Source organism: Bacillus marasmi (assembly GCF_902168435.1).
Classification (GTDB): domain Bacteria; phylum Bacillota; class Bacilli; order Bacillales; family Cytobacillaceae; genus Bacillus_BU; species Bacillus_BU marasmi.
This window is the reverse complement of sequence record NZ_LR656164.1, coordinates 64,591-85,819: the sequence shown is the minus strand read 5'-3', so window position 1 is coordinate 85,819 and position 21,229 is coordinate 64,591. Positions and strand designations below refer to the sequence as shown.

Annotated in this window: 25 protein-coding genes; 11 read left to right on the top strand and 14 right to left on the bottom strand. The window is 37.2% G+C overall.

Annotated elements, in window-relative coordinates; all coding sequences use genetic code 11:
- Positions 1 to 154: 154 nt before the first annotated feature.
- Positions 155 to 391, bottom strand: coding sequence for a YkuJ family protein (locus FXW34_RS00425; RefSeq protein WP_147531785.1), 237 nt, complete (start codon positions 389 to 391; stop codon positions 155 to 157).
- Between the two features lie 177 nt (positions 392 to 568).
- Here FXW34_RS00425 and FXW34_RS00420 point away from each other — a divergent pair, with 177 nt between their 5' ends.
- Positions 569 to 1,531, top strand: coding sequence for an MBL fold metallo-hydrolase (locus FXW34_RS00420; RefSeq protein ID WP_147531783.1), 963 nt, complete (start codon positions 569 to 571; stop codon positions 1,529 to 1,531).
- Positions 1,532 to 1,545: 14 nt separating this feature from the next.
- Positions 1,546 to 1,785 carry a glutaredoxin family protein gene (locus FXW34_RS00415; protein WP_147531781.1) on the top strand — a complete coding sequence of 80 codons (240 nt, stop codon included), beginning with the start codon at positions 1,546 to 1,548 and terminating at the stop codon, positions 1,783 to 1,785.
- A gap of 19 nt (positions 1,786 to 1,804) precedes the next feature.
- Here FXW34_RS00415 and FXW34_RS00410 read toward each other — a convergent pair whose 3' ends face one another.
- The 3 genes from FXW34_RS00410 to FXW34_RS00400 form a co-directional block, all read right to left on the bottom strand.
- Positions 1,805 to 2,449, bottom strand: coding sequence for a DUF3993 domain-containing protein (locus FXW34_RS00410; RefSeq protein ID WP_147531779.1), 645 nt, complete (start codon positions 2,447 to 2,449; stop codon positions 1,805 to 1,807).
- Positions 2,450 to 2,639: 190 nt separating this feature from the next.
- Complete coding sequence (locus FXW34_RS00405; RefSeq protein ID WP_147531777.1) at positions 2,640 to 2,879, bottom strand: hypothetical protein; 240 nt, start codon at positions 2,877 to 2,879, stop codon at positions 2,640 to 2,642.
- Positions 2,880 to 2,940: 61 nt separating this feature from the next.
- Complete coding sequence (locus FXW34_RS00400) at positions 2,941 to 4,158, bottom strand: EAL domain-containing protein (protein WP_147531775.1); 1,218 nt, start codon at positions 4,156 to 4,158, stop codon at positions 2,941 to 2,943.
- Positions 4,159 to 4,281: 123 nt separating this feature from the next.
- On the opposite strand from FXW34_RS00400, the gene FXW34_RS00395 reads away from it, so the two are divergent.
- The 5 genes from FXW34_RS00395 to FXW34_RS00375 all read left to right on the top strand — a co-directional run bounded on the left by FXW34_RS00395 (position 4,282) and on the right by FXW34_RS00375 (position 7,658).
- Complete coding sequence (locus FXW34_RS00395) at positions 4,282 to 5,073, top strand: C39 family peptidase (protein WP_147531773.1); 792 nt, start codon at positions 4,282 to 4,284, stop codon at positions 5,071 to 5,073.
- A 195-nt stretch (positions 5,074 to 5,268) separates the two neighbouring features.
- Positions 5,269 to 6,144 carry a metallophosphoesterase gene (locus FXW34_RS00390; RefSeq protein ID WP_147531771.1) on the top strand — a complete coding sequence of 292 codons (876 nt, stop codon included), beginning with the start codon at positions 5,269 to 5,271 and terminating at the stop codon, positions 6,142 to 6,144.
- 104 nt (positions 6,145 to 6,248) lie between these two features.
- Entirely contained in the window at positions 6,249 to 6,479 is a 231-nt protein-coding gene (locus tag FXW34_RS00385) for a hypothetical protein (protein WP_147531769.1), read from the top strand.
- A 136-nt stretch (positions 6,480 to 6,615) separates the two neighbouring features.
- Positions 6,616 to 7,095, top strand: a complete 480-nt coding sequence (locus FXW34_RS00380) for a YkyB family protein (RefSeq protein ID WP_147531767.1) — start codon at positions 6,616 to 6,618, stop codon at positions 7,093 to 7,095.
- A gap of 359 nt (positions 7,096 to 7,454) precedes the next feature.
- Entirely contained in the window at positions 7,455 to 7,658 is a 204-nt protein-coding gene (locus FXW34_RS00375; protein WP_147531765.1) for a hypothetical protein, read from the top strand.
- Between the two features lie 56 nt (positions 7,659 to 7,714).
- On the opposite strand, the gene corA is transcribed toward FXW34_RS00375, so the two are convergent.
- Positions 7,715 to 8,710 (bottom strand): magnesium/cobalt transporter CorA, encoded by a 996-nt coding sequence (gene corA / locus FXW34_RS00370; RefSeq protein ID WP_147531763.1) that lies wholly within the window; start codon positions 8,708 to 8,710, stop codon positions 7,715 to 7,717.
- Between the two features lie 134 nt (positions 8,711 to 8,844).
- On the opposite strand from corA, the gene FXW34_RS00365 reads away from it, so the two are divergent.
- Complete coding sequence (locus tag FXW34_RS00365; protein ID WP_147531761.1) at positions 8,845 to 9,996, top strand: aminotransferase A; 1,152 nt, start codon at positions 8,845 to 8,847, stop codon at positions 9,994 to 9,996.
- A 63-nt stretch (positions 9,997 to 10,059) separates the two neighbouring features.
- Here the strand turns inward: FXW34_RS00365 and FXW34_RS00360 are convergent, their stop codons facing one another.
- The 7 genes from FXW34_RS00360 to FXW34_RS00330 all read right to left on the bottom strand — a co-directional run bounded on the left by FXW34_RS00360 (position 10,060) and on the right by FXW34_RS00330 (position 14,771).
- Positions 10,060 to 10,242 (bottom strand): hypothetical protein, encoded by a 183-nt coding sequence (locus FXW34_RS00360; RefSeq protein ID WP_147531759.1) that lies wholly within the window; start codon positions 10,240 to 10,242, stop codon positions 10,060 to 10,062.
- A gap of 86 nt (positions 10,243 to 10,328) precedes the next feature.
- Positions 10,329 to 11,204, bottom strand: a complete 876-nt coding sequence (locus FXW34_RS00355; protein WP_147531757.1) for an NAD(P)-dependent oxidoreductase — start codon at positions 11,202 to 11,204, stop codon at positions 10,329 to 10,331.
- A 114-nt stretch (positions 11,205 to 11,318) separates the two neighbouring features.
- Positions 11,319 to 11,774 (bottom strand): hypothetical protein, encoded by a 456-nt coding sequence (locus tag FXW34_RS00350; protein WP_147531755.1) that lies wholly within the window; start codon positions 11,772 to 11,774, stop codon positions 11,319 to 11,321.
- 106 nt (positions 11,775 to 11,880) lie between these two features.
- Positions 11,881 to 13,593 carry a phosphoenolpyruvate--protein phosphotransferase gene (gene ptsP / locus FXW34_RS00345; RefSeq protein ID WP_147531753.1) on the bottom strand — a complete coding sequence of 571 codons (1,713 nt, stop codon included), beginning with the start codon at positions 13,591 to 13,593 and terminating at the stop codon, positions 11,881 to 11,883.
- The gene (locus FXW34_RS00340) at positions 13,593 to 13,859 is read right to left on the bottom strand and encodes a phosphocarrier protein HPr (RefSeq protein WP_147531750.1); all 267 of its coding nucleotides are present in this window, start codon (positions 13,857 to 13,859) and stop codon (positions 13,593 to 13,595) included. Before FXW34_RS00340 ends, ptsP begins: the two co-directional genes overlap by 1 nt.
- Before the next feature lie 398 nt (positions 13,860 to 14,257).
- Entirely contained in the window at positions 14,258 to 14,431 is a 174-nt protein-coding gene (locus tag FXW34_RS00335) for an aspartyl-phosphate phosphatase Spo0E family protein (RefSeq protein ID WP_147531748.1), read from the bottom strand.
- 145 nt (positions 14,432 to 14,576) lie between these two features.
- A complete protein-coding gene (locus FXW34_RS00330) occupies positions 14,577 to 14,771 on the bottom strand; it encodes a hypothetical protein (protein WP_147531746.1) in 195 nt (64 codons plus the stop codon).
- 321 nt (positions 14,772 to 15,092) lie between these two features.
- Here FXW34_RS00330 and FXW34_RS00325 point away from each other — a divergent pair, with 321 nt between their 5' ends.
- Together FXW34_RS00325 and FXW34_RS00320 are read left to right on the top strand one after the other, a co-directional pair.
- On the top strand, positions 15,093 to 15,281 hold the full coding sequence (locus tag FXW34_RS00325; protein ID WP_147531744.1) for a YkvS family protein: 189 nt from the start codon (positions 15,093 to 15,095) through the stop codon (positions 15,279 to 15,281).
- 116 nt (positions 15,282 to 15,397) lie between these two features.
- Complete coding sequence (locus FXW34_RS00320; protein ID WP_147531742.1) at positions 15,398 to 16,009, top strand: CPBP family intramembrane glutamic endopeptidase; 612 nt, start codon at positions 15,398 to 15,400, stop codon at positions 16,007 to 16,009.
- Between the two features lie 26 nt (positions 16,010 to 16,035).
- Here the strand turns inward: FXW34_RS00320 and FXW34_RS00315 are convergent, their stop codons facing one another.
- Positions 16,036 to 17,076, bottom strand: a complete 1,041-nt coding sequence (locus FXW34_RS00315; RefSeq protein ID WP_147531740.1) for a YkvI family membrane protein — start codon at positions 17,074 to 17,076, stop codon at positions 16,036 to 16,038.
- Positions 17,077 to 17,300: 224 nt separating this feature from the next.
- Here FXW34_RS00315 and FXW34_RS00310 point away from each other — a divergent pair, with 224 nt between their 5' ends.
- Positions 17,301 to 19,463 (top strand): ATP-dependent Clp protease ATP-binding subunit, encoded by a 2,163-nt coding sequence (locus FXW34_RS00310; protein ID WP_147531738.1) that lies wholly within the window; start codon positions 17,301 to 17,303, stop codon positions 19,461 to 19,463.
- A 69-nt stretch (positions 19,464 to 19,532) separates the two neighbouring features.
- Here FXW34_RS00310 and FXW34_RS00305 read toward each other — a convergent pair whose 3' ends face one another.
- On the bottom strand, positions 19,533 to 21,227 hold the full coding sequence (locus FXW34_RS00305) for a M3 family oligoendopeptidase (RefSeq protein WP_147532324.1): 1,695 nt from the start codon (positions 21,225 to 21,227) through the stop codon (positions 19,533 to 19,535).
- Between the last annotated feature and the right edge of the window lie 2 nt (positions 21,228 to 21,229).

Genomic DNA, 21,229 nt, shown 5'->3' with positions numbered 1-21,229 from the left:
TCCGAATCTCCTCATAATATTTTCGCTCTATACCGAATCTTTCTCATTTTACCATAGTTCTCCTGTTAATTCCTATGAAGAGAACCATCATTATCAGAAAATTGGGAAACAATAACAAACTTTTACTCAAAAAAAAGAACCACAAGGGCTCTTTTTACTGAATCAAATCAAAAATTTCAATTGCGATCATATCAATGTTGTCAAATTGATAGCGCTTTGGTTTTTCCTTTTCGTTGTATATTTCAAGTTCAAATGTTGCTGATTTTGGATTGTATGTAACTTGACATTTGCGCTCTCCATTCACCTCGAAAAATCGTTGTGATGGCTCTCCTCCATTTGCTTGCTCATGAAGGTTTTTCAACCTAGTTAATATACCTTGAAGCTGTGACATGCTACCTCTCCTTTCAACGAAAACAAACATTTACTATAGCTTTTATCAACTGGCATGATTCTATCCAATAGGATTAATTTCAGAAAATTCAAACCATTTCTCTTTACATACCAATATTAACAGAATAAAATAATGAGAGGCATTGTACAAGTAAAAGGTGAAAAAGGATGTGATTTTTTGTCAAAACCACGGAAATTAGCGAAAAATCTTTATTTAATTGATGACTTTGATCTGAGTTGGGAAGAACGAACCGGTACATACGTGCTGTTTGAGGAAGAACTAACAATCATTGAAACTTCTGCAAGCCCATCTATCCCATATTTACTCCAAGGTTTGAAGGAATTACAAATTTCTCCGGAAGAAGTAAAATATATCATTGTGACACATATTCATCTCGATCACGCTGGTGGCGCAGGGTTAATGCTTCAGCATTGTCCAAATGCTAAGGTAGTCGTTCATCCTAAAGGTGCCAGACATTTAGCGGACCCCTCAAGACTGATAGCAGGGGCAAGAATGGTATATGGGGAAAAGTTTGATGCATTATTTGATCCAATTGTTCCGATTCCAGAAGATCGTCTGATCGTGAAAAACCATGAAGAAGAACTTAGCATTGGGCAAAACTGTATGCTAAAATTTTATGATTCGCCAGGTCACGCAAATCATCATTTCAGTATTTATTACCCTCCAACTAACGCTATGTTTACTGGAGACACATCTGGAGTGTACTATCCTCAGCTGCATCGTGATGGAGTTGAATTATATCTACCATCAACCTCACCTAATCAATTTGACCCGGACAAGATGCGACAATCTTTATCTATGTTTGAGAAGCTGAATTTGGATCATATTTATTTTGGACATTTTGGTGGTTCAGAAAATGTAAATGAGATTTACAGCCAAGTAAGAATGTGGTTAAATATTTTCGTTGATACTGCAAGTGAAGCCTATCGAAACTACGAGCAGACTGAAGATCAAGTTCAAGCTACTGAGAAATCAATTCTTGCTAAAGTACTTGATTTCTTGCAATCGAAAGAGATTCCAGCAGATCATCCGGCAATAGAGGTAATTAAGCTAGATATCAACGTCTGTTCCCAAGGACTAATCCATTATTTGGAGCACCAGAATCGAAAGAAGAGTTAAACGGAGGAAATTTTTTGAGCGAAATCATATTATATTCCCAACCAGATTGCCCGCCTTGTGAAATTACTAAAAAGTTTTTAAAGGAATATGGGTTTTCCTATACCGAAAAAAATATTAAAGTAGACAATAAAGCACGTAATGAATTGATCAATAAATACCAATCGTATTCGACACCTACAATTGTTATCGGTGATCGAATCATTCGTGGCTTTGACGCAAAGGAACTAGCGAAGGCATTGAATATACCAGAATAAAAGCTGACTCGATTACGAGTCAGCTTTTATGTATCAATAGTTTAAAATTGCCGTTTGTGTAAAAATGGACGAAGAAATCAAGTGGTTTTTTTACTGGAATGCGGCTCGTAATGAATGTAGATAATAATGAGGATTGGTCATTCTTTGTTGACCTTCCTTCTTTTTGTTCTTGAGGATCAATCAATTCATCTGGAATGTTATTTAAATACTCTGCCACTTTGTATTGACCATTTTGTTTTGTTAACAATATTCCTTCATAATGATCATGGTAAGTAACAGGTCCTTCTTGATTTCCAGGAAAAAATTCAAATACATAAATTTCATCCTGCTTTATTACTACTTTTGTGTCATCGTTATAACTAAAAAAGGGGATGTAGTATAGTGCAAAGTCTGAACCAAGCGTAAAATATTTTTGATTTTCCTCCACCAAATTTTCCTTTAAAAATAATTCCATGTATGACTGGGTGAAATACGGGGAAAGCAGCTCATGCACCTCGTTGAGACTCCGGTCTTTTTCACTAAGAGCAACCTGAGCTTGAAAAGACTCATTGACAAACTTGAGAATCTCCTCAGGATTTTCGCTAGTTAATATCGCATATGTTTGAACTGGTAGCAATAATAAAATAACCGTGATAATCAAACTAAATCGAATGGCTTTGTTCATTTACTAACCCCTTTCCCATCACTTTATATATTCATTTTATCAGTGAATATTCCTATTTTACGAAAAAATAGTTCGCTAATTAAATCCACGATTAGACAGAAAAAGACTAAAGACAACAAAGATTCTTCTACAAACGACAAATGGAAATTGTTTTATTCTAATAATAAAAAGGCCTCAATAAATTGAGACCTTACCAGTTCATTGTGCCTGCAAAAAAGACGATAATTAATAATACAAGCGCAAAGAAAATCGCATAGGTTAAAAAAACAGGATTTCGCATATAAATATGATCTTGGACAGGATGCGGAATTTTTGAATCCATTTCGCTTTTCAACGCCTTTTGTTGCCGTCCAAGCATAAACGTATATATGAGCGACACAGCAAGAATGGCCATCGCTACTCCCAACAACATGTTTGCTGAAAAAACCATGCAAGACTCACTCCTTTACACTTAACATGTCGCATTGCATGATTTTTTATTCATGTTCAAATTAAAGAAGTCCATCTTGCTGATACAAAAAGCTATAAGATAAATCGATGAAAATATAGTCATTAGAATTAACAGGGTATGAGAAGGTCCGAATCGTCTCTCCTGTTTCGATGTCACTATAGAGATCGGAAAGTATTCCTTTTTGCTCATTTCTCATCTTAATAATATTTTCTAGGAAATACGGACGCCAACTCCAGTTTTTATTAATATAATCCTGCTGAATTTCCCACTGTTCATTAACATAAAAGTAATTGGCTGTTTTTTGAAACCCTTCTTCATCACAAATGTAAACACGAAATGCAATTGACTTTAACTCAGTGACTAATGCCATTAACAATTCATCATAATTATTCGTGACTTTTCGGTACTTTGTCAGCATCAATTGAAGTTGCTGTTGAAAGTCCTCAGTCAATTTATACAACGTTTCAAGCTTCTTCTTTTCACTAACAATAAAGGAATGGAACTCTTCCTTAAGTCGCTCTTTGAGTATGTCCCGTTCAACAAAATGATCCTCTGGCTTTGCTAAGAAAAAGCCTTGGTAGTACCGTCCGCCATTTTTCCATGCAAATTGAAGCTGGAAAACCATTTCAATATTTTCAAATAAGAGTGTTGCCCCAATTTTCCGAGCTAGTAATGATAATGAATATAATACATCCTGAAAGCCTGATGACGACCCGAGCGATCTAAGTGCTTGCAAATCAACTTTAATAATATCGGGAGCCAATTGGCCAATTCGATCCAATTGATTATTTTCATTAGCTACTTTATCGATTGCTACCTTCATACCGTAAGTTCGGTAGTAATTCAACAAATGATCTAAGTGCTCCATATCACCTTTATAATTTAACTCAGAAATCTCCAACACAATTCGCTTTAAAGAAATCCCTTTTTCTTCGTACTGCAAAAGCAGCTGTAAAAATTGTTCACCATCATCCTGCATTAACATATCAGCATCACGATTAATAAATAATAATACATCCTTGTCGAGCGAAACCGCCAATTCTAGCGCCTTGGTTAAAACGGTATTATCTACTTCAAGTCGATATTCGTCAGGAATTTCATCGTCTAGGAAAAATGGGCCTAAAGATTGTATCCCCTGCTTACCGTTGTATCTTCCTAAAATTTCATAGCCAATCGCCCGGTGCTCATCCGCACTGAATATCGGTTGAAAAAATGGAATAACGTTATCTAAATCTGAAATGATATCCAATGCATCCATTAAAAAACCTCCAAGCCTTACCTTTTTATTAGATGGCAACATAATACCATCATATATCTTCATTGAAAATCAAAAAATAATATGAACCGGTAAGATTATATCAAGGAAGAAGGATGAAGCATAATGTTCATGCTCCATTTTGTCGCAGCAGCGCTCTTACCGTTTCTTGGATTTAATCCACAACTTGCCGAATTTCAATATTGTAACAATAGTTCTCCATCAATTATACAAGCAGCCAACATAAATGTATTAGGAACTGTTCAAATAAATGATCACAGTAATTTTGAAGACCATCCAGATGACTATGAAATGACAAGTGGAAAATACTTATTGGATGTTCCACTTGTGAAACAAAATCCTGAATTAAAATATGGTTGTGAAGTAACAAGCTTAACGATGATGCTGCAATATGCAGGTATCGCCACGAATAAAATGGAGCTTTATAACGCGATAAGGAAAGATGAAGATCCAATTCGGCGTTCTCCGTCAGGTGATATTATAAGTTGGGGAAATCCTGCAGACGGATTCGTTGGTGACATGACAGGAAAACAAGCAGGCTACGCAGTATTTGATAAGCCCATGGAGGAGTTAGTTAATCGCTACCTACCAAACCGAGCCGTTAATTTAACTAACCATGGCTTTGATGAAGTTTTACAGCATGTTGCTTACGGCTATCCGGTTGTCGTTTGGACAACAGGAGATTATCGTCTACCCGACAGACCCGAATCATGGTCACATGGAAATCAAACCATAACTTCACCACTAGATTTGCATGCAGTAGTCTTAGTTGGATTTGATGACCAGAATGTTTTTATTAATGACCCGCTATCTGGTAGGAAACAACACCCAGTTAATAAACAGCAATTTCTTGAATCGTGGAAGGCGCTTCAATGTCGAGCTATTAGCTATAAATAATTGGAATTAATGCCTCAGAGAACACGAGGCATTTTTTTTTATTTTATCGCCTTCTATTTTGAATATATGAGCAAATGGACAAGTATATATTAATTATGCCAAGTTGTAATGTATATTTAATATGCCCTTTGCTTTTTTTAACCCCTTTTTTTTGATAGGATATAAAGGACTTTTGATATGAACGGGAGTAGTACTATGCAAAAAAAGGTTTCAAGAAGGTCCTTCTTAAAAAAGCTGTTTGGAACCACTGTAATTGCAGTGGGCGCAAGCTCGGGAATATATTATTATGCTCGTGAAATCGAAACAAGAATGCTGAAAGTTACGGAACAAACGATTTTACATCATCTCATACCATCAGGCTTTGAAGGATGTAGAATCATCCAATTTAGTGATACACATCTAGGTTTTAACTATGATTTAAATCAATTTGAGCGGTTAATTACAAAAATCAATTCCCTATCGCCTGATATTATTTTATTTACCGGAGACCTAATGGATGAACCCAATCGCTATGGCGAAACAGAAAAAATTCCGGCGCTATTAAAAAAGCTAAAAGCGCCACTAGGCAAGTTTTGTATTTACGGCAACCACGATCATGGTGGCTACGGTTCAGAGATTTACCATTCAATTATGAGTCAATCAGACTTTATTGTATTACAAAACAAAGCAGTTCCAATCCAACTGTTGGATGGAAGTCGAATTGACTTTATTGGAATTGACGATGCAATGCTTGGGAAACCCAATTTTGAAGCAGCGATGACAAATGTACGTTCAGATGGCTTTAAAATTCTATTGAGCCATGCCCCTGATTTAGCGGACCAAGCTGTCCAATACGGGATACATTGGCAAATTAGCGGACACAGCCATGGCGGTCAAATTAAAGTGCCTTTTATGGGAGCACTGGTAACACCACCTTTTGCAGAGAAATACACAGAAGGAATTTATCAGTTGAAAAATCAAGGTCACCAATTATCACTATATGTTAATCGTGGCATTGGTACTACCAGACTTCCGTTCCGATTCCTATCGCAACCCGAACTAACTATCTTTACACTGGCTAGAAATGCCTAATTATATACTCACTTTTCTCTCCTAACATATAAGACATGCTCATTCATTTGCTGTTTCCATAGAATAAGAAGGAAAGGCAGTTTTTTATGAGGAGGAAAAAAACAATGTATCATGCCCATCCCTACCAACCAAATGCTTACCGTGGATACGAGGATCAACGTTTCATAGGTTTTGGCTTATTGCCGTTTCTTGCTGGGGGAGCATTAGGATTAGCAGCGAGTCCGTTTTTCTTTAATCGACCTTGTTGCCCACCACCATACCCACCATATCCACCATACCCAGGCTATCCCCCAACCCCATATGGCTACGGTCCAGGTCCATATCCATACCGCTAAAATGGATATAATAATAATCGAGGAAGCTTCGTGCTTCCTCTTTTAAAAAAATAAAGGAAAAACATTGGAATTTTCCTTTCTTAACATAGCTACTTAGGGGTATAATAAATTAAACCACTGAAAGGAGATCTTACTATTGAACCGGGACAGGAATAATCATCCTCAAAAACTGATTCCAACAGTTGATAACCTCTCACAAGCAATCTTCATCGTTAATCGGCATGCAAAAACAGCCACGAATCCAAAGTATTTATATAAGCTCAAACACGAAGCTTTAAAAAAAATGCTACGCGAAGGTAAGGCTAAAAAGGTTGGACTTCACTTTTCTGCAAATCCTAAATACAGTCAGCAGCAATCCGATGTACTCGTGGTAAGTGGTAACTATTCTTTTCATATTCCCCCATCAAAAGAAGATTTCACTTCACTTCCTCACCTAGGAAAACTAAGCGAGCACGTAAAAAACCCTAAAACGCGATTACCGCTCACTATTGCAAAAATATTACTGCAAAGCTATACTGGCATCTGCGAAAAAGAAGAATGTGAAAAATCAAAAGGAACAGGAAAGCCAAAGGCACGACAGCCTCAATTTAAACGACTTGGAGAAAGCTATTTTTAACCTATTACAGGTCGATTTAGTTTTTATAAGCTCTTGTTCTACGGACAAGCTTTAGCGAATATGATACATCAAACGGGTAACCACCAATACATCAGCGGTTACCCGTTTTCAATTTCCAGCGCAATTATTTTCGATTCTTTCACTATAATCCAAACGAAGGTTGGTGATAAATTTCGCTTATTTCTTAAAATTGCGAGATATATCACAAAATATTGATTATTTTGTGAACTTTCTTTATTACAGCTAGACCTTTATCTGAATCAGGAATACAATACAGTCGTAAACAGTTAGTGGAACATTTTGCCAGATTATTTGTTCACAATTCTTTATGGACAATATTTTATAGGGAGAGATTTTTCATGAAGGGAACTGCCATTCTTTATCAACCTAATCAAAGGGTTATTTTTATCGAAAACGTTGATCATGAAGTGTATGAAACATTGAAGCAGCAATGTGGATGTGCTCACTGCAATTGCGAGCTCGAAAACAATCAGGTTGATTTTGGCGAAGTTTCTCCAGTACTATGGCACGAAGCAGAAGTAGATTGGGAATATGGTTATTAACAAAACACCATACGAAAAGGATGACGATTATTTAGTCATCCTTTTTTATTGGCTTGTTATCTAATATTTATTTTTCGCTTCTTACGCTCCCTCATTCGCCCAAGCTTAAACCAACCTTTGGCGCGAAAATAAAAAAACATAAACAGTGCAATGAGCCCCATTATTCCTAATATGAAAAAGTAACCATATTGCCAGTGAAGCTCTGGCATATGTTCAAAATTCATTCCATAAATGCCCGCGATAAAAGTAAGTGGCATAAAAATGGTGGTTATAACAGTGAGTGTCATCATAATACTATTCATCGTATTGGAATTTACCGATAAGTAGCTATCACGAATATCTGATGAAAAATCTCGATACGATTCCAGCATTTCATTAAGCTTTAATAAATGATCATACACGTCAAAAAAATAAAGACGGTGTTCCTTTAAATGACTGAGACGTTCAGAATGGATGATTCGATAAAGCAAATCGCCCATCGGAACAAGAGTCCTTCTTAATTTAGATAAGTCTGCTCTTATATCAAATAGCTTTTCTATTAGCACATGGATGCTTTCTTTTTCAGAATTATCCTCTATTGAATTAATTTGGTCCTCTAGTCGGTATATCGGCGGAAAATAATCGTCAACAAGACTATCAATCACCGCATGCAAAACGTGGAACGGACCTTCTCGGAAGCGTTCATCCTTGCGCATTTTATCCCAAAGATTATTTAAATTTCGGATTGTTTTTTGTTGATAAGTAACGATAAACTTGTCGCCGACAAAAACATCTACCTCATATGGTACGAGACTATCTTGATGAATCGCATGTAAAACTAAGAAGATATAGCCTTCGTAGAAATCAATTTTTGGTCTCTGCGTAAATTCATCCAGACTATCTTCTACTGATAGTGGATGGAATTTAAAGTAGCTCGAAAGTAAGTTCGATTCCTCATTAGTAGGTGATACAAAATCAACCCAATACCAGACGATCTCCTTATCTTTTAGCTCTTTTAATTTCAAATCTTTAAGGAACACTCCATCGTTTCTTATTGCACATATCCGAATCAAATTCTTCCCCAACCTTTACCTTTGGCAATAATTTTTTGTTTTCCAGTCTTTTATTGTTTATGATAAATTAAAAGAATCGAAAAACTTTAATAAAATATAAAAATGATGTATCAGCATTTGGAAGGATGAAAAAAGTGGAGCATTTAATTAATCAAAGAGTTAAAGAAATCGAAATATCAGGTATACGCAAATTTTTTAATATGGTAGCAGATACTAAGGATATGATTTCATTAACAATTGGTCAGCCTGACTTCCCTACACCGGACCATGTAAAGGAAGCAGCCAAGCAAGCAATTGATGATAATTTCACCTCATACACTCATAATGCCGGAATGATTTCACTACGTAAAGCAGCAACCAATTTTTATCAAAAGAAATATGGTATCGATTATCATGCAGAAACTGAAGTCATTATTACTACAGGAGCAAGCGAGGCGATTGATATCGCCCTTAGAACTATTTTGACAGAAGGTACCGAAGTCATTTTACCTGGACCTGTTTATCCCGGCTACGAACCCATTATCCATCTCTGTGGGGCTAAACCGGTATACATTGACCTTCGTGAACATCAATTTAGAATGACCGCAAGTTTGATTGAATCTTACATAACCGAAAAGACCCGTTGTATTATTCTACCATATCCATCGAATCCAACAGGAGTTAGTTTAACAAAAGCTGAATTACAGGAAATAGCAGAGCTTGTAAAAAATCGCGATATTTTTATCCTTGCTGATGAAATTTACAGTGAATTATCTTTTGAAGGAGAACATGTATCGATTGCGAACTTCATAAAAGAGCAAACCATTGTCATAAACGGCTTGTCCAAATCACATTCGATGACTGGCTGGCGAATTGGCATGGTGTTTGCACCCGAGAGTATTGCAAAACATATATTAAAGGTTCATCAATACAATGTAACCTGTGCTAGTTCAATTTCACAAATGGCTGCATTACAAGCATTAACCGTTGGAATTGATGATGCGCTGCCAATGAAAAGTGAATATATGAAACGTCGTGATTATGTATATCATCGACTCGTCGCAATGAATCTTGAAGTGGTAAAACCTGACGGTGCCTTTTATTTCTTTGTTAAAAAACCGAATACTCCTTTGAATTCATTTGAATTTTGCCTTTCACTCGTTGAAAAAGTAGGAGTAGCTTGTGTGCCTGGAAGTGCCTTTGGTCAATACGGTGAGGGATATTTCCGTATCTCATATGCCTATTCTCAGAATACGCTGGAGGAAGCGTTAAACAGATTGGAAAAGTACTTAAAAGAATATTTATAAAATGTAAGGGTCAGGTGTGCATAACTTTTGTTACGATGCAGCCTGACCCTTATTGATTGTATTTTATTTTATGCCATGGTACTTGCCGTTATTTTTTAGAGCCTTTTCTTTTTTTGCTTTGTCATGATGGATTTTATTTGTTGCAGCACTACCCATTTCATGAGCAAATTCTGCATTCAGCACAGCTGAGTCAAATCCTTTTTTATTTTTTTGCTGAGGGTCACTTTTTTTCGTTCTTTTCGCCATGAAAATTTCCTCCTTCGATTTCGTACATGTTTATTTTCGATTGTTTAGGAGGATTCATTCATGGCATCTTTTGTGTGAATGACCGATTAATTCCAGTATTTGTACAATGCTTGCGTTCCGCTGTTTTCTTCACCTTCGTCAGCCAATTGCTGATATAGGGATTTTGCTAAAGTGAGTCCTGGTAGCTTGATACCCATCACCTCAGCTTCTGCAAGTGCAATCTTCATATCCTTAATAAAGTGTTTTATATAAAAACCTGGTTCAAAATCTCCATTGACCATGCGAGGTCCGAGGTTTGACAACGACCAGCTGCCAGCAGCACCAGTTGAGATGCTTTTTAAAACCTTTTCGGCATCAAGTCCAGCGTTTTTCGCATAAACAAGCGCTTCACAAACCCCGATCATGTTGGATGCAATCGTAATTTGATTGCACATTTTCGTATGTTGGCCAGCACCTGCTGGACCCTGATAGACGATATTAGTACCAAAATGTTGAAGCAAAGGTTCTACTGCACTAAAATCTGCAGCCTCTCCCCCAACCATAATCGACAATTTGCCATCGCGTGCACCAATATCCCCTCCGGAAACTGGAGCATCTAAGGCATGGAGTCCTCTTTCTTCTGCCGCCTGATAAATTTTCGCTGCTAATGATGGAGTTGATGTGGTCATATCAATTAAATATGTATCGTTATTTGCATTTGGAATTAAGCCGTTTTCACCAAAATACACCTCTTCGACATCAGTCGGTAACCCTACCATCGTAAAGATGACATTTGCCGATTGGGCGATTTCCTTTGTAGTTTGAGCCCATTTTGCCCCCTGCTCAATCAGTTCTTCAGCTTTTGTTTTCGTTCTCGTATAAACAATTACTGGATAGCCAGCTGTCAATAAATGTCGTGCTATACTTTTACCCATTACTCCTATGCCAATAAAGCCTATTACGGTGTTATCTTGTTGAATCATGCTTTCCCCTCCAAACTTGTAATAAGACTATTTTAGCAGTTTAAATTACTTAATGAAAACGAGAAACCCTATAAAACCAAGTTTTATGACTCATTTTTTAAAACCGCCTCATTTCTAAAGCTGAGTGGAAAAATTGGTCAACGTCGCCCTTGCCAAGACCTTTTGATCATTGAATACTTCTACTGTTATCGCTTCGTCATTTACTATCATTTTTTGTATCTCAAAGGGATGTAAATCCTTTTGTAGTGCAATCGGCGTCATATTGATGAATTGAAGACCATCTTCTGTTGTTTCTAAGTATTCACCAGAATAAACGATGTCCTGACCATAGATGATTTCACTTGCACCTAAAGCTTGAGCCAATTCGTCGTTATGTATGGAAATCTTCACCTTATAAGTTTGGGCTTTTTTAAGCATCGAATCATTTATTTTCAATCGGAATTGCAGCTCATTATTTTTAGTTAAAACTGCTTCAGCGTGATGATTTGCTACTAACTGCTCCGTGTAGGATGTGCAACCTACCAAGAATACGAAAACGAAAAAGACTGGTAATATTTTATTAAAATTCATTGATTTCCCTCCTCTTTCCTACAATTTCCTTTTTTATTAAAAAGTAATCAAAAAATAGCAAAATAAAAGAAGCCGATGAGTTAACATCGACTTCTTCGATTCAAATCTATTTGATTGCTGTCTCGATCGCTGCAACGACTTCTGCAGTTGTGCTCATATTTAGCACTTCAGCTGCCAATTTGTCCATATCAGACTTGTTTAGTCGCTTAATCAATGAGCGGGCCTTCAAAATAGACGTTGCGCTCATCGAAAATTCATCCAAACCTAAGCCTAATAATACTGGGATTGCGGTTTCATCTCCAGCCATTTCTCCACACATGCCTGTCCATTTGCCTTCCTTATGGGCGGCATCAATGACATTTTTCACTAAGCGAAGAATTGACGGGCTATATGGCTGATAAAGGTATGAAACACGTTCGTTCATCCGATCAGCTGCCATTGTATATTGGATGAGGTCATTTGTACCAATACTGAAGAAATCAACTTCCTTCGCAAATAAATCAGCAAGTACAGCTGTTGATGGGATTTCCACCATGATTCCAACTTCGATTGAATCAGAAACAATTACTCCTTCACCAATTAGCTTTTGCTTTTCTTCGTCTAGGACTGCTTTCGCTTGACGGAATTCATCAATCGTTGCAATCATTGGAAACATGATTTTTAAGTTGCCTGCTGAGCTCGCACGCAATAATGCTCTTAATTGAGTGCGGAATATCTCTTGTTCCTCCAGGCAAAGGCGAATAGCACGGAAGCCCAGGAATGGATTCATCTCTTTTGGTAAATGTAAGTATGGAAGTTCTTTATCGCCCCCGATGTCAAGTGTACGAACGACAACAGGTTTCCCGTTCATGCCTTCTAATACGGCTTTATAGGCTGTGTATTGCTCTTCTTCCGTTGGGAGAGTATCACGGCCCATGTAGAGGAACTCGGTACGGTAAAGACCTACTCCTTCACCACCGTTATTGACTACCCCTACTAAATCATTTGGTGTTCCGATGTTTGCAGCTAGTTCTACATGGTGACCGTCACGAGATACAGTCGCTTCATTTACTAGCTTAGCCCACTCAGCTTTTTGTGCTTCGTAATCGGCAGCCTTTTGCTCATATTGTTTAACGGTCTCTTCAGAAGGATTAATGTGAACCTCACCGCTTAGACCATCTACGATAACTAAATCACCATTTTTTATCGTTTCGGTAGCTGTTTTGGTTCCAACTACTGCTGGAATCTCCATTGAACGAGCCATAATCGCTGAATGAGAAGTTCTTCCACCTATATCGGTCGTGAAACCTTTCACATACTGACGGTTTAATTGTGCAGTATCCGAAGGAGTGAGGTCCTCCGCAACAATAATGACTTCTTCAGAAATCATACTTGGGTTCACTAACGCTACTCCAAGTAAATGGGCAAGAACACGCTTAGTTACGTCACGAATATCTGCAGCACGTTCTTTCATGTATTCATTATCCATTTGCTCAAACATCATAATAAACATGTCAGCAGTATTTTTTAATGCTGCTTCTGCATTCACTTTTTCATTTTTGATACTTTCTTCAATTGGCCCAACTAACTCGGGATCACTTAACACAAGTAAATGCGCTTCAAATATCGCCGCTTTATCCGCTCCAAGCTCAATGTTAGCACGGTCACGAATCGTCGACAGTTCTTCCTTCGCTTTTGAAAGCGCGGCACGAAAACGTTCAACCTCTTGTTCAACATCCGTAACTGTTTTATTTTCAAAAGAAAGATTAGGTTCTACTAAACGATATGCCTTTGCTATTGCAAACCCGCTTGACGCTGCAATTCCCATTAATACTTTCATTATTGTGCAAGTCCTTCTTTTGTTAATGTTTCTTCTAAGCCTTGCAGTGCTTCGTGCTCATCGCTACCGTCAGCAATAATTTTGAATTCTCCGCCTTGAGCGATACCAAGTGACATAACACCCATAATCGATTTTAAATTAACCTTCTTATCTTTATACTCAAGCTGAATATCTGAACTAAACTTGCTTGCTGTTTGTACTAAAAGTGTAGCCGGACGTGCATGGATTCCTGTTTCTGCAGTAACCTTATATTGTTTTTCAACCATTGTCATCCTACTCCTTTTCTGCATAAAATATAGAAGATCTGATAGTAACGGAAAATACGTTCAACCATTAACAACTACCTTTTATAAGCCAAAACCTGCCAGATTGGAATAAATAAACTTTATTTGCGATATCTTTAACTTGCCTTATTTTTTCCAAACAAGCGTGTTTCATGTACAAAACATTATTATGTAGAGAATAATATTTCTTGTTGTATGACTGACCATATTCCTTCAAAGAATATAGCATTTTTCAACACTATTCTACAATAAAAAACTCGCTTTTTTATTGAATAATCAATATTCAATCTATAAAACGTTTTCAGTAAGCGTTTTTATTCCAAAAATGAACAAAACAAAAAGTGTTATTCTAAAATAACACTTTCGGAGTTTATGTTAAGTTAATTTGTGATTTCTGATAGTTGATTATGCATATTGAGGAGTTCATCCAGCTCTTTACTTCGCTTCAATGTTTGATGGCTCAAAAATCCAGACTTTTCAGCCTCCAAAACCATTTCCACCCGCTTGCTTTCGATCAATAACAATAGCTCCTCACGAGTCTTCAACAAATTCATATTTGTCACCTCATAGGATTTTAGTTATATTTTATACCCTTATCATACCAAACAATAGGTATTTTGTCACACTTATCAAAATATTATGTAAAATTAATCATTTACGAGCATATATAGTATTAATTTAACTATTCAATAGGGTAATTTAGCTTCTAGGTTCATCCAAATATTCATATAAAACGTCGCCACCGCGTAAGGCAGTACCCCGAAAATGTTTAAAATCATCTCGGTCGACTATTATCTTACGAACAGCTAGAAATTCCTCCTTTTTGACGAGAAACTCTTGCAGCTCTTTATTTTTCAGTTTTTCCAATTGGATATGGATTGTTTCATCGTTCATCTTGATCATCACCTAGTTCCTCTAGCTTTAGATAAAACAAAGGTTTACGCATTTTCTTTTGTACACCTTTTACATCAGTTTATTTTTTAATAGCTTATAAAAAAAACAGACGGTTGTCCATCCTTCCAGATTGTAAACTTTCATACAAAATTCGCACAAATATAAAAAATGTTGAAGCGTGGAACTATTACAATAATCTTGTCGAATTTCAAAATTCCACCAAAAAAATCCCTGAAAATTCCTTGAAAATCATTTACGAAATCAGAAAAGTAGTGCAAACTGTTAAGTAACATAATTTTTAAGACAAGGGAGAGAGATAATTTGAAGAGAGCAAAAGTAGGCAATGTCATCGAATTTAGAGACGGGTTACAAGGAATCGTAGAAAAAGTAAATGAGAATTCAGTAATCGTCGATTTAACTTATATGGATAATTATCGTGATCTCGAACTTGATCAAAGAACTGTTGTTAATCATAAAAACTATAGAGTCATTAAAGAAACCGTCTTATAAAAAAGCAGAGCTCCTCTGCTTTTTTATAAGACGGTTTTTTATTCCTCAATTTTCTCTACATAAATAAAGGGGTTTTTGTTAAAATAAAGAAAATTAGTTAAGAGAGGGGGATGTGAATGATAAAATCAGCACTTGACCTTCGTTTTATAAGCGGTTTCATTTTAGCGCACTTATTAATGTATTTTACCTTTTCAGATAAGGCGGTCTTTTGGTATTTTTTTACTGCAACAATGCTTCTGTTGATCTGTTTTGTCGTTGCCAGGGATAAATTAGATGACAAATTATCATTATTTAAATACCTTTTTATTGGAATCCTTTCAGGCGTTCTACTCTACTTCCTTTTCTGGATTGGAAATCAATTAATAGAGTTATTTAATATACCGGTTACTAAACAAATATCCAAGTTGTACAAGCATTTCGGACCGGATTTATTTTGGCACTATCTTGCGTTAATTCTAGTTATTGTTCCAGGGGAAGAAATATTTTGGCGAGGTTTCATTCAAAAAAAATTGCTTTCACTGACCTCAAATGGCGTAAGTATAATCCTTTCATCACTTATGTATGCATCAGTACATATATATTCAGATCAATTTATGCTTCCGTTTGCCGCCTTTGTTGCAGGACTATTTTGGTCATGGCTTTATGCTTGGCGAAGAAGTATGCCGCTAGTCATCGTATCACATTTAGTATACGATTTATTTTTATTTGTACTTATGCCACTTCGTTAAAGCAGCCTTTTTAAAAGGCTGCTTTTTTATTTCACCTTCAATGGCTTCATCCATAACAATATTATAAAAGCTAGGCTGAAGTAGCCAAACAGTGGATATAAATACGATAGTAATTCCCCATAATCTATCAAACTGACAAAATAACAGCTCATAAAAATACCGCAAACAATGGCTATACTTGGTAGAGTAACATAGTTTTGTAGTTGGCGTTCGATCCCAAAAACATTCCCAATAACCGAAGTGAAAATTTCCCCATAAATAATGATCACGTATATCCAATAAAAGACCGCGGCAACATTTTTTACAACTACCGCCATAGGTACTTCAAAAGTTTCAAACTGCGGCAGCATGATCAAAGCAAAATGACCACAAATCAAAATACAAGTTAAAGCAATTCCTCCTAAAATACCACCCCACTTCAAGGTTTGGTCATCTTCAATTTCATATGCTACCGGCACCAAAACTGCTTGAGCTAGAAATAAATTAAAAGCAGCATAAGAGAAAGGAGAAACAACGGCCTTCCAACCATCTGCTAGAAAAGGTATGACCAATAACTCATCAGTAAAGTGTGGTAGCTGCACTGATTTAACCATCAAAATAATACTAAACGTAACCATTAACGGTACAACCACTACATTCACTACAAATAACCCCTTCATCCCAATTACTAGGACAAGGATGGAAAGAATGATTGTTATAACAACCCCCATTAATTTTGAAAGGTGTAATTGTTCTTCAAAAACAGCACCAGCACCTGAGAGCATTACAGCACATACTCCGAGGAGCATTAAGAGTGTCATGACATTAATTACTCGTCCAAAAAATGTACCAAATAAATACTCGTTAAATTCCTGATAGGAATGTGCGCCGACCTGAGCAGCCATTCTAAGTAATTTTGAACCTAAGTAAATCAGCAAGGAGCCACTAATCCCGATTCCAATTAAGCCGATGAAGCCAAACCTTGTAAAGAACTCGACGATTTCTTTTCCAGTGGCAAATCCAGCTCCTACCACGGTTCCAACATATACTGCAGCGATTTGAAAGGATGCACTCCATTTTGGTTTCAAGTCATTCTCCTCCTCTTTATCCATATATATGAGCACATGGACAAAACAGACGAGATTTTTTGTAAAAAAAGAGACTGTAGGAAATACAACATTTATGTAAGACCAAAATTATGACAATTTTTTTGTTTAAAATACTTGAAAGTCAAAATTAGTCAAAGTATAATAAAGTCACGAAAGGTCAAAGTTAGTCAAAGTCAAACAAATGATTTAGGAGGTCATGCGAAATGCTTTGCAACAAATGTCAAACAAACGAAGCAAACATTCAAATGAACATTAATATCAATGGTCAAAAAAAGCATTTCCTCTTATGCGAGGATTGCTACAAAAAGGAACGCGAAAAAATCGGGAATATTAACAACTGGGGCTTAAAAGGCTTTAACCATTTCCCACTCGAAGAAATGTTCAATGACATTTCTAAAAATCAATTTAACCCAAATCCACAACAGGATTTTACCCAACATACATTCGAAGATACTAAAGCGACTAATGGTGGAGGCTTTATCGATCAATTCGGTCGCAACTTAACACAGTTTGCCAAAGCTGGCTTAATTGACCCAGTAATCGGTCGCGAAGAAGAGATTTCTCGTGTAATGGAGATTTTAAACAGACGCAACAAGAACAATCCAGTCCTAATCGGTGAACCTGGTGTTGGTAAAACGGCCATTGCTGAAGGCTTGGCATTAAAAATAGCCGAGGGTAATGTCCCTTCGAAACTTCTCGGAAAGGAAGTTTACCTTTTAGATGTGGCTTCCCTTGTTTCAAACACAGGGATTCGTGGTCAATTTGAGGAAAGAATGAAGAAGCTCATCGGAGAACTACAGCAAAGAAAGAATATTATTCTCTTTATCGACGAGATTCACCTTTTAGTTGGAGCGGGCTCTGCCGAAGGTTCCATGGATGCAGGTAATATTTTAAAACCTGCATTGGCTAGAGGTGAACTACAGGTTGTTGGTGCAACGACTTTAAAGGAATATCGTAAAATTGAAAAGGACCCAGCACTTGAACGTCGCTTCCAACCTGTACTTGTCGGGGAACCAAGCTTGGATAAGGCCATTGAGATTCTCAAGGGTCTACAGACTAAATATGAGCAATACCACAAAGTATCGTACACTGAAGAAGCAATTAAAGCGTGTGTAACCTTGTCTCACCGCTATATTCAAGATCGATTCCTACCTGATAAAGCCATTGACTTAATGGATGAGGCAGGATCCATTTTGAACTTGAATCATACTTCTTCCCCAGATACCGAACAAATTGAAAAACGCTTAAAAGACATTAGTAACGAAAAAGAAGCTGCCTTAAAGAATGAAAAATACGAGCTGGCTGCTAAGCTTCGTGATGAGGAAGCTGCCCTTGAAAAGAAATTAACACAAACAGAAAATGCTTCGGTTGAGCACCCTATCGTCGATGTCCAACTCATTCAATCAATTATTGAGAAGAAAACAGGAATTCCGGTTGGAAAACTTCAGACAGATGATCAGAATAAAATGAAACACCTTGAAGAAAATCTGGCAAAAAAAGTAATTGGTCAAGCGGAAGCAGTTAAGAAGGTTGCTAAAGCGATTCGACGTAGCCGTGCAGGCTTGAAATCAAAGCATCGCCCTATTGGCTCATTCTTATTTGTCGGACCTACCGGGGTCGGAAAAACTGAGTTAACAAAAACACTTGCAGACGAGCTTTTTGGTTCAAAAGACGCAATGATTCGTCTTGATATGAGCGAATATATGGAAAAACATAGCGTATCAAAAATTATTGGTTCACCACCAGGATATGTAGGCCACGAAGAAGCTGGACAGCTTACTGAAAAAGTTCGTCGAAATCCATATTGCATTATTCTATTAGACGAAATCGAAAAAGCTCATCCTGATGTTCAGCATATGTTCCTTCAAATTCTTGAGGATGGACGTTTAACTGATAGTCAAGGACGTACCGTCAGCTTTAAGGATTCAGTAATTATTATGACTAGTAATGCCGGAACAGGACACAAAACCATCGAGGTAGGCTTCGAAAAAAACTCAGCTGGCAAGGAATCTAATATTCTCGATTCACTTGGAGCATTTTTTAAACCAGAATTTTTAAACCGCTTTGACAGCATTATTGAGTTTAAATCACTTAATAAGGAAGAACTTCTTGAGATTGTTGATTTAATGCTAGTGGAATTACAAGAAATGCTGACTGAGCAGAGCTTAACCTTATCATTAACTACCGATGCTAAGGAAAAAATTGTGGAACTTGGATACCATCCAGCTTTCGGTGCACGCCCGCTCCGTCGTGTTATTCAGGAGCATTTAGAGGATAAGATTACCGATTTTATTTTAGATGAAGAAAATGTTAGCGACCTTATTGCTGACGTTGAAAATGATACGATTGTCGTAAGAAGTAAGTAATCAAAAAAATCTCACTTGGGCACCATTTGTCCAAGTGAGATTTTTTATTATTAACAAAACAACATACTCTTATAGCTTATCATCTGAAATAGATGCTAACCATTGATCTATTTCATCAATGACTGATTTTACGCAGCCTTCCTTAAAAGGTGAAGCTAAGCCCGCTTGTGCTACTAGTTCTGTGAACGACTTACTTCCGCCTAGCTGGCAAAGCTTCAAATAATCGCTCCATGCCTCTTTCCAGTCATGCCTTGAGCGTTTCCAAAATTGAAAAGCACATATTTGCGCTAGCGTGTAATCGATATAATAGAATGGAGAGTTATATATATGGGCTTGCTTCTGCCAAAAACCACCATTTTCCAAGTATGGCAATCCATCATAATCTTTATAAGGCATATATTTTTTCTCAATTTCCCGCCATGCTTGCTTCCGTTCTTGTGGGGTTGCTGTATGATTTTCGTAGACCCAATGCTGAAATTCATCAACTGCAACACCATATGGTAAGAACAACAACGCACCGCTTAAATGAGCAAATTGATATTTCTCAGTATCCTCTTTAAAAAACTCCTTCATCCAAGGCCAAGAAAAAAACTCCATACTCATCGAGTGAATTTCACAAGCCTCATAAGTTGGCCAGTAATATTCTGGAATATCAAAGTTACGACTTAAATATACCTGAAACGCATGACCTGCCTCATGGGTTAAGACGTCAATATCTCCTGATGTACCATTAAAATTAGAGAAAATGAATGGTGCTTTGTAATTTTCAATAAACGTACAATAACCACCACTAGCCTTACCTGGCTTAGAAACTAAGTCCATTAAATCATTTTCAGTCATAAACTTGAAAAACTCCCCAGTCTCAGGCGCTAATTCATTGTACATCTTCTGCCCGCCTTCGATAATCCACTCTGGTCCTCCCTTCGGAGTCGCATTGCCTGTATGGAAAATAATCGGCTCATCATAGTATTTTAGTTTCTCAACACCAATTCGCTTACTTTGTCTTTGCTTCAGCTTATCTGCCAGTGGAACGATATGCTCGAGAACCTGTTTTCGGAAATTTGCTACCATATCTGCGTTATAATCGGTTCGACTCATCCGCGCATAGCCAAGCTCGACAAAATTTTTGTAACCAAGCCCTCTGGCAATTTGAGTTCTAACCTTCACAAGTTCAGCGAATATTTCATCGAGCTTTTCCTCATTGTCTGCAAAAAAGCCAAATCGTGCTTCATTTGCACGTATCCGCATATTGCGGTCTGGCGACTGTGCAAAAGGCTCTAGCTGAGGCAGCGTCCGCTCTTGACCTTCAAAGTGAATCTTGGCAGATGCAATGAGTTTTGTGTATTCAGAGGAAAGCTTGTTTTCCTGCTGGAGAAGCGGGATCACTTCTGGAGCAAATGTTTTTAGCTGAGCTTCAGCTAGAGCAAACAACTGCTTTCCCCATTTTTTTTCGAGCTCACTCCGGAACCTTGAAGTCGTTAGCAACCGATAGTACTTTGTGACTAACTCCTCCACTTCAGGATCAATTTCGTCAATATAATCTTGTTCGTTTTTATAAAACTCGTCATTTGTATTAATTGAATGTCGTATATAACATAAATTAAACATCGTGCTAATCGTATCGCGGATGTTATTGATGTTTTGATTAGCGTTAATTTGCTCTTCTACAGTCGCCGCATTCTTAAAATGGTCAAGTTCCTGGTCAAACACTTGCTTTATCTGTTCTAAATTGGGTCGTGAATATGTATACTCTGAAAACTTCATCA

Bases quoted from the DNA above. Each gene is read 5' to 3' on its own strand.
- FXW34_RS00425 (WP_147531785.1), bottom strand. From the start codon at position 391: ATGTCACAGCTTCAAGGTATATTAACTAGGTTGAAAAACCTTCATGAG.
- FXW34_RS00410 (WP_147531779.1), bottom strand. From the start codon at position 2,449: ATGAACAAAGCCATTCGATTTAGTTTGATTATCACGGTTATTTTATTA.
- FXW34_RS00405 (WP_147531777.1), bottom strand. From the start codon at position 2,879: ATGGTTTTTTCAGCAAACATGTTGTTGGGAGTAGCGATGGCCATTCTT.
- FXW34_RS00400 (WP_147531775.1), bottom strand. From the start codon at position 4,158: ATGGATGCATTGGATATCATTTCAGATTTAGATAACGTTATTCCATTT.
- FXW34_RS00395 (WP_147531773.1), top strand. From the start codon at position 4,282: ATGTTCATGCTCCATTTTGTCGCAGCAGCGCTCTTACCGTTTCTTGGA.
- FXW34_RS00390 (WP_147531771.1), top strand. From the start codon at position 5,269: ATGCAAAAAAAGGTTTCAAGAAGGTCCTTCTTAAAAAAGCTGTTTGGA.
- FXW34_RS00385 (WP_147531769.1), top strand. From the start codon at position 6,249: ATGTATCATGCCCATCCCTACCAACCAAATGCTTACCGTGGATACGAG.
- FXW34_RS00375 (WP_147531765.1), top strand. From the start codon at position 7,455: ATGAAGGGAACTGCCATTCTTTATCAACCTAATCAAAGGGTTATTTTT.
- FXW34_RS00360 (WP_147531759.1), bottom strand. From the start codon at position 10,242: ATGGCGAAAAGAACGAAAAAAAGTGACCCTCAGCAAAAAAATAAAAAA.
- FXW34_RS00355 (WP_147531757.1), bottom strand. From the start codon at position 11,204: ATGATTCAACAAGATAACACCGTAATAGGCTTTATTGGCATAGGAGTA.
- FXW34_RS00350 (WP_147531755.1), bottom strand. From the start codon at position 11,774: ATGAATTTTAATAAAATATTACCAGTCTTTTTCGTTTTCGTATTCTTG.
- ptsP (WP_147531753.1), bottom strand. From the start codon at position 13,593: ATGAAAGTATTAATGGGAATTGCAGCGTCAAGCGGGTTTGCAATAGCA.
- FXW34_RS00340 (WP_147531750.1), bottom strand. From the start codon at position 13,859: ATGGTTGAAAAACAATATAAGGTTACTGCAGAAACAGGAATCCATGCA.
- FXW34_RS00335 (WP_147531748.1), bottom strand. From the start codon at position 14,431: ATGAATTTGTTGAAGACTCGTGAGGAGCTATTGTTATTGATCGAAAGC.
- FXW34_RS00330 (WP_147531746.1), bottom strand. From the start codon at position 14,771: ATGAACGATGAAACAATCCATATCCAATTGGAAAAACTGAAAAATAAA.
- FXW34_RS00320 (WP_147531742.1), top strand. From the start codon at position 15,398: ATGATAAAATCAGCACTTGACCTTCGTTTTATAAGCGGTTTCATTTTA.
- FXW34_RS00310 (WP_147531738.1), top strand. From the start codon at position 17,301: ATGCTTTGCAACAAATGTCAAACAAACGAAGCAAACATTCAAATGAAC.
- FXW34_RS00305 (WP_147532324.1), bottom strand. From the start codon at position 21,227: ATGAAGTTTTCAGAGTATACATATTCACGACCCAATTTAGAACAGATA.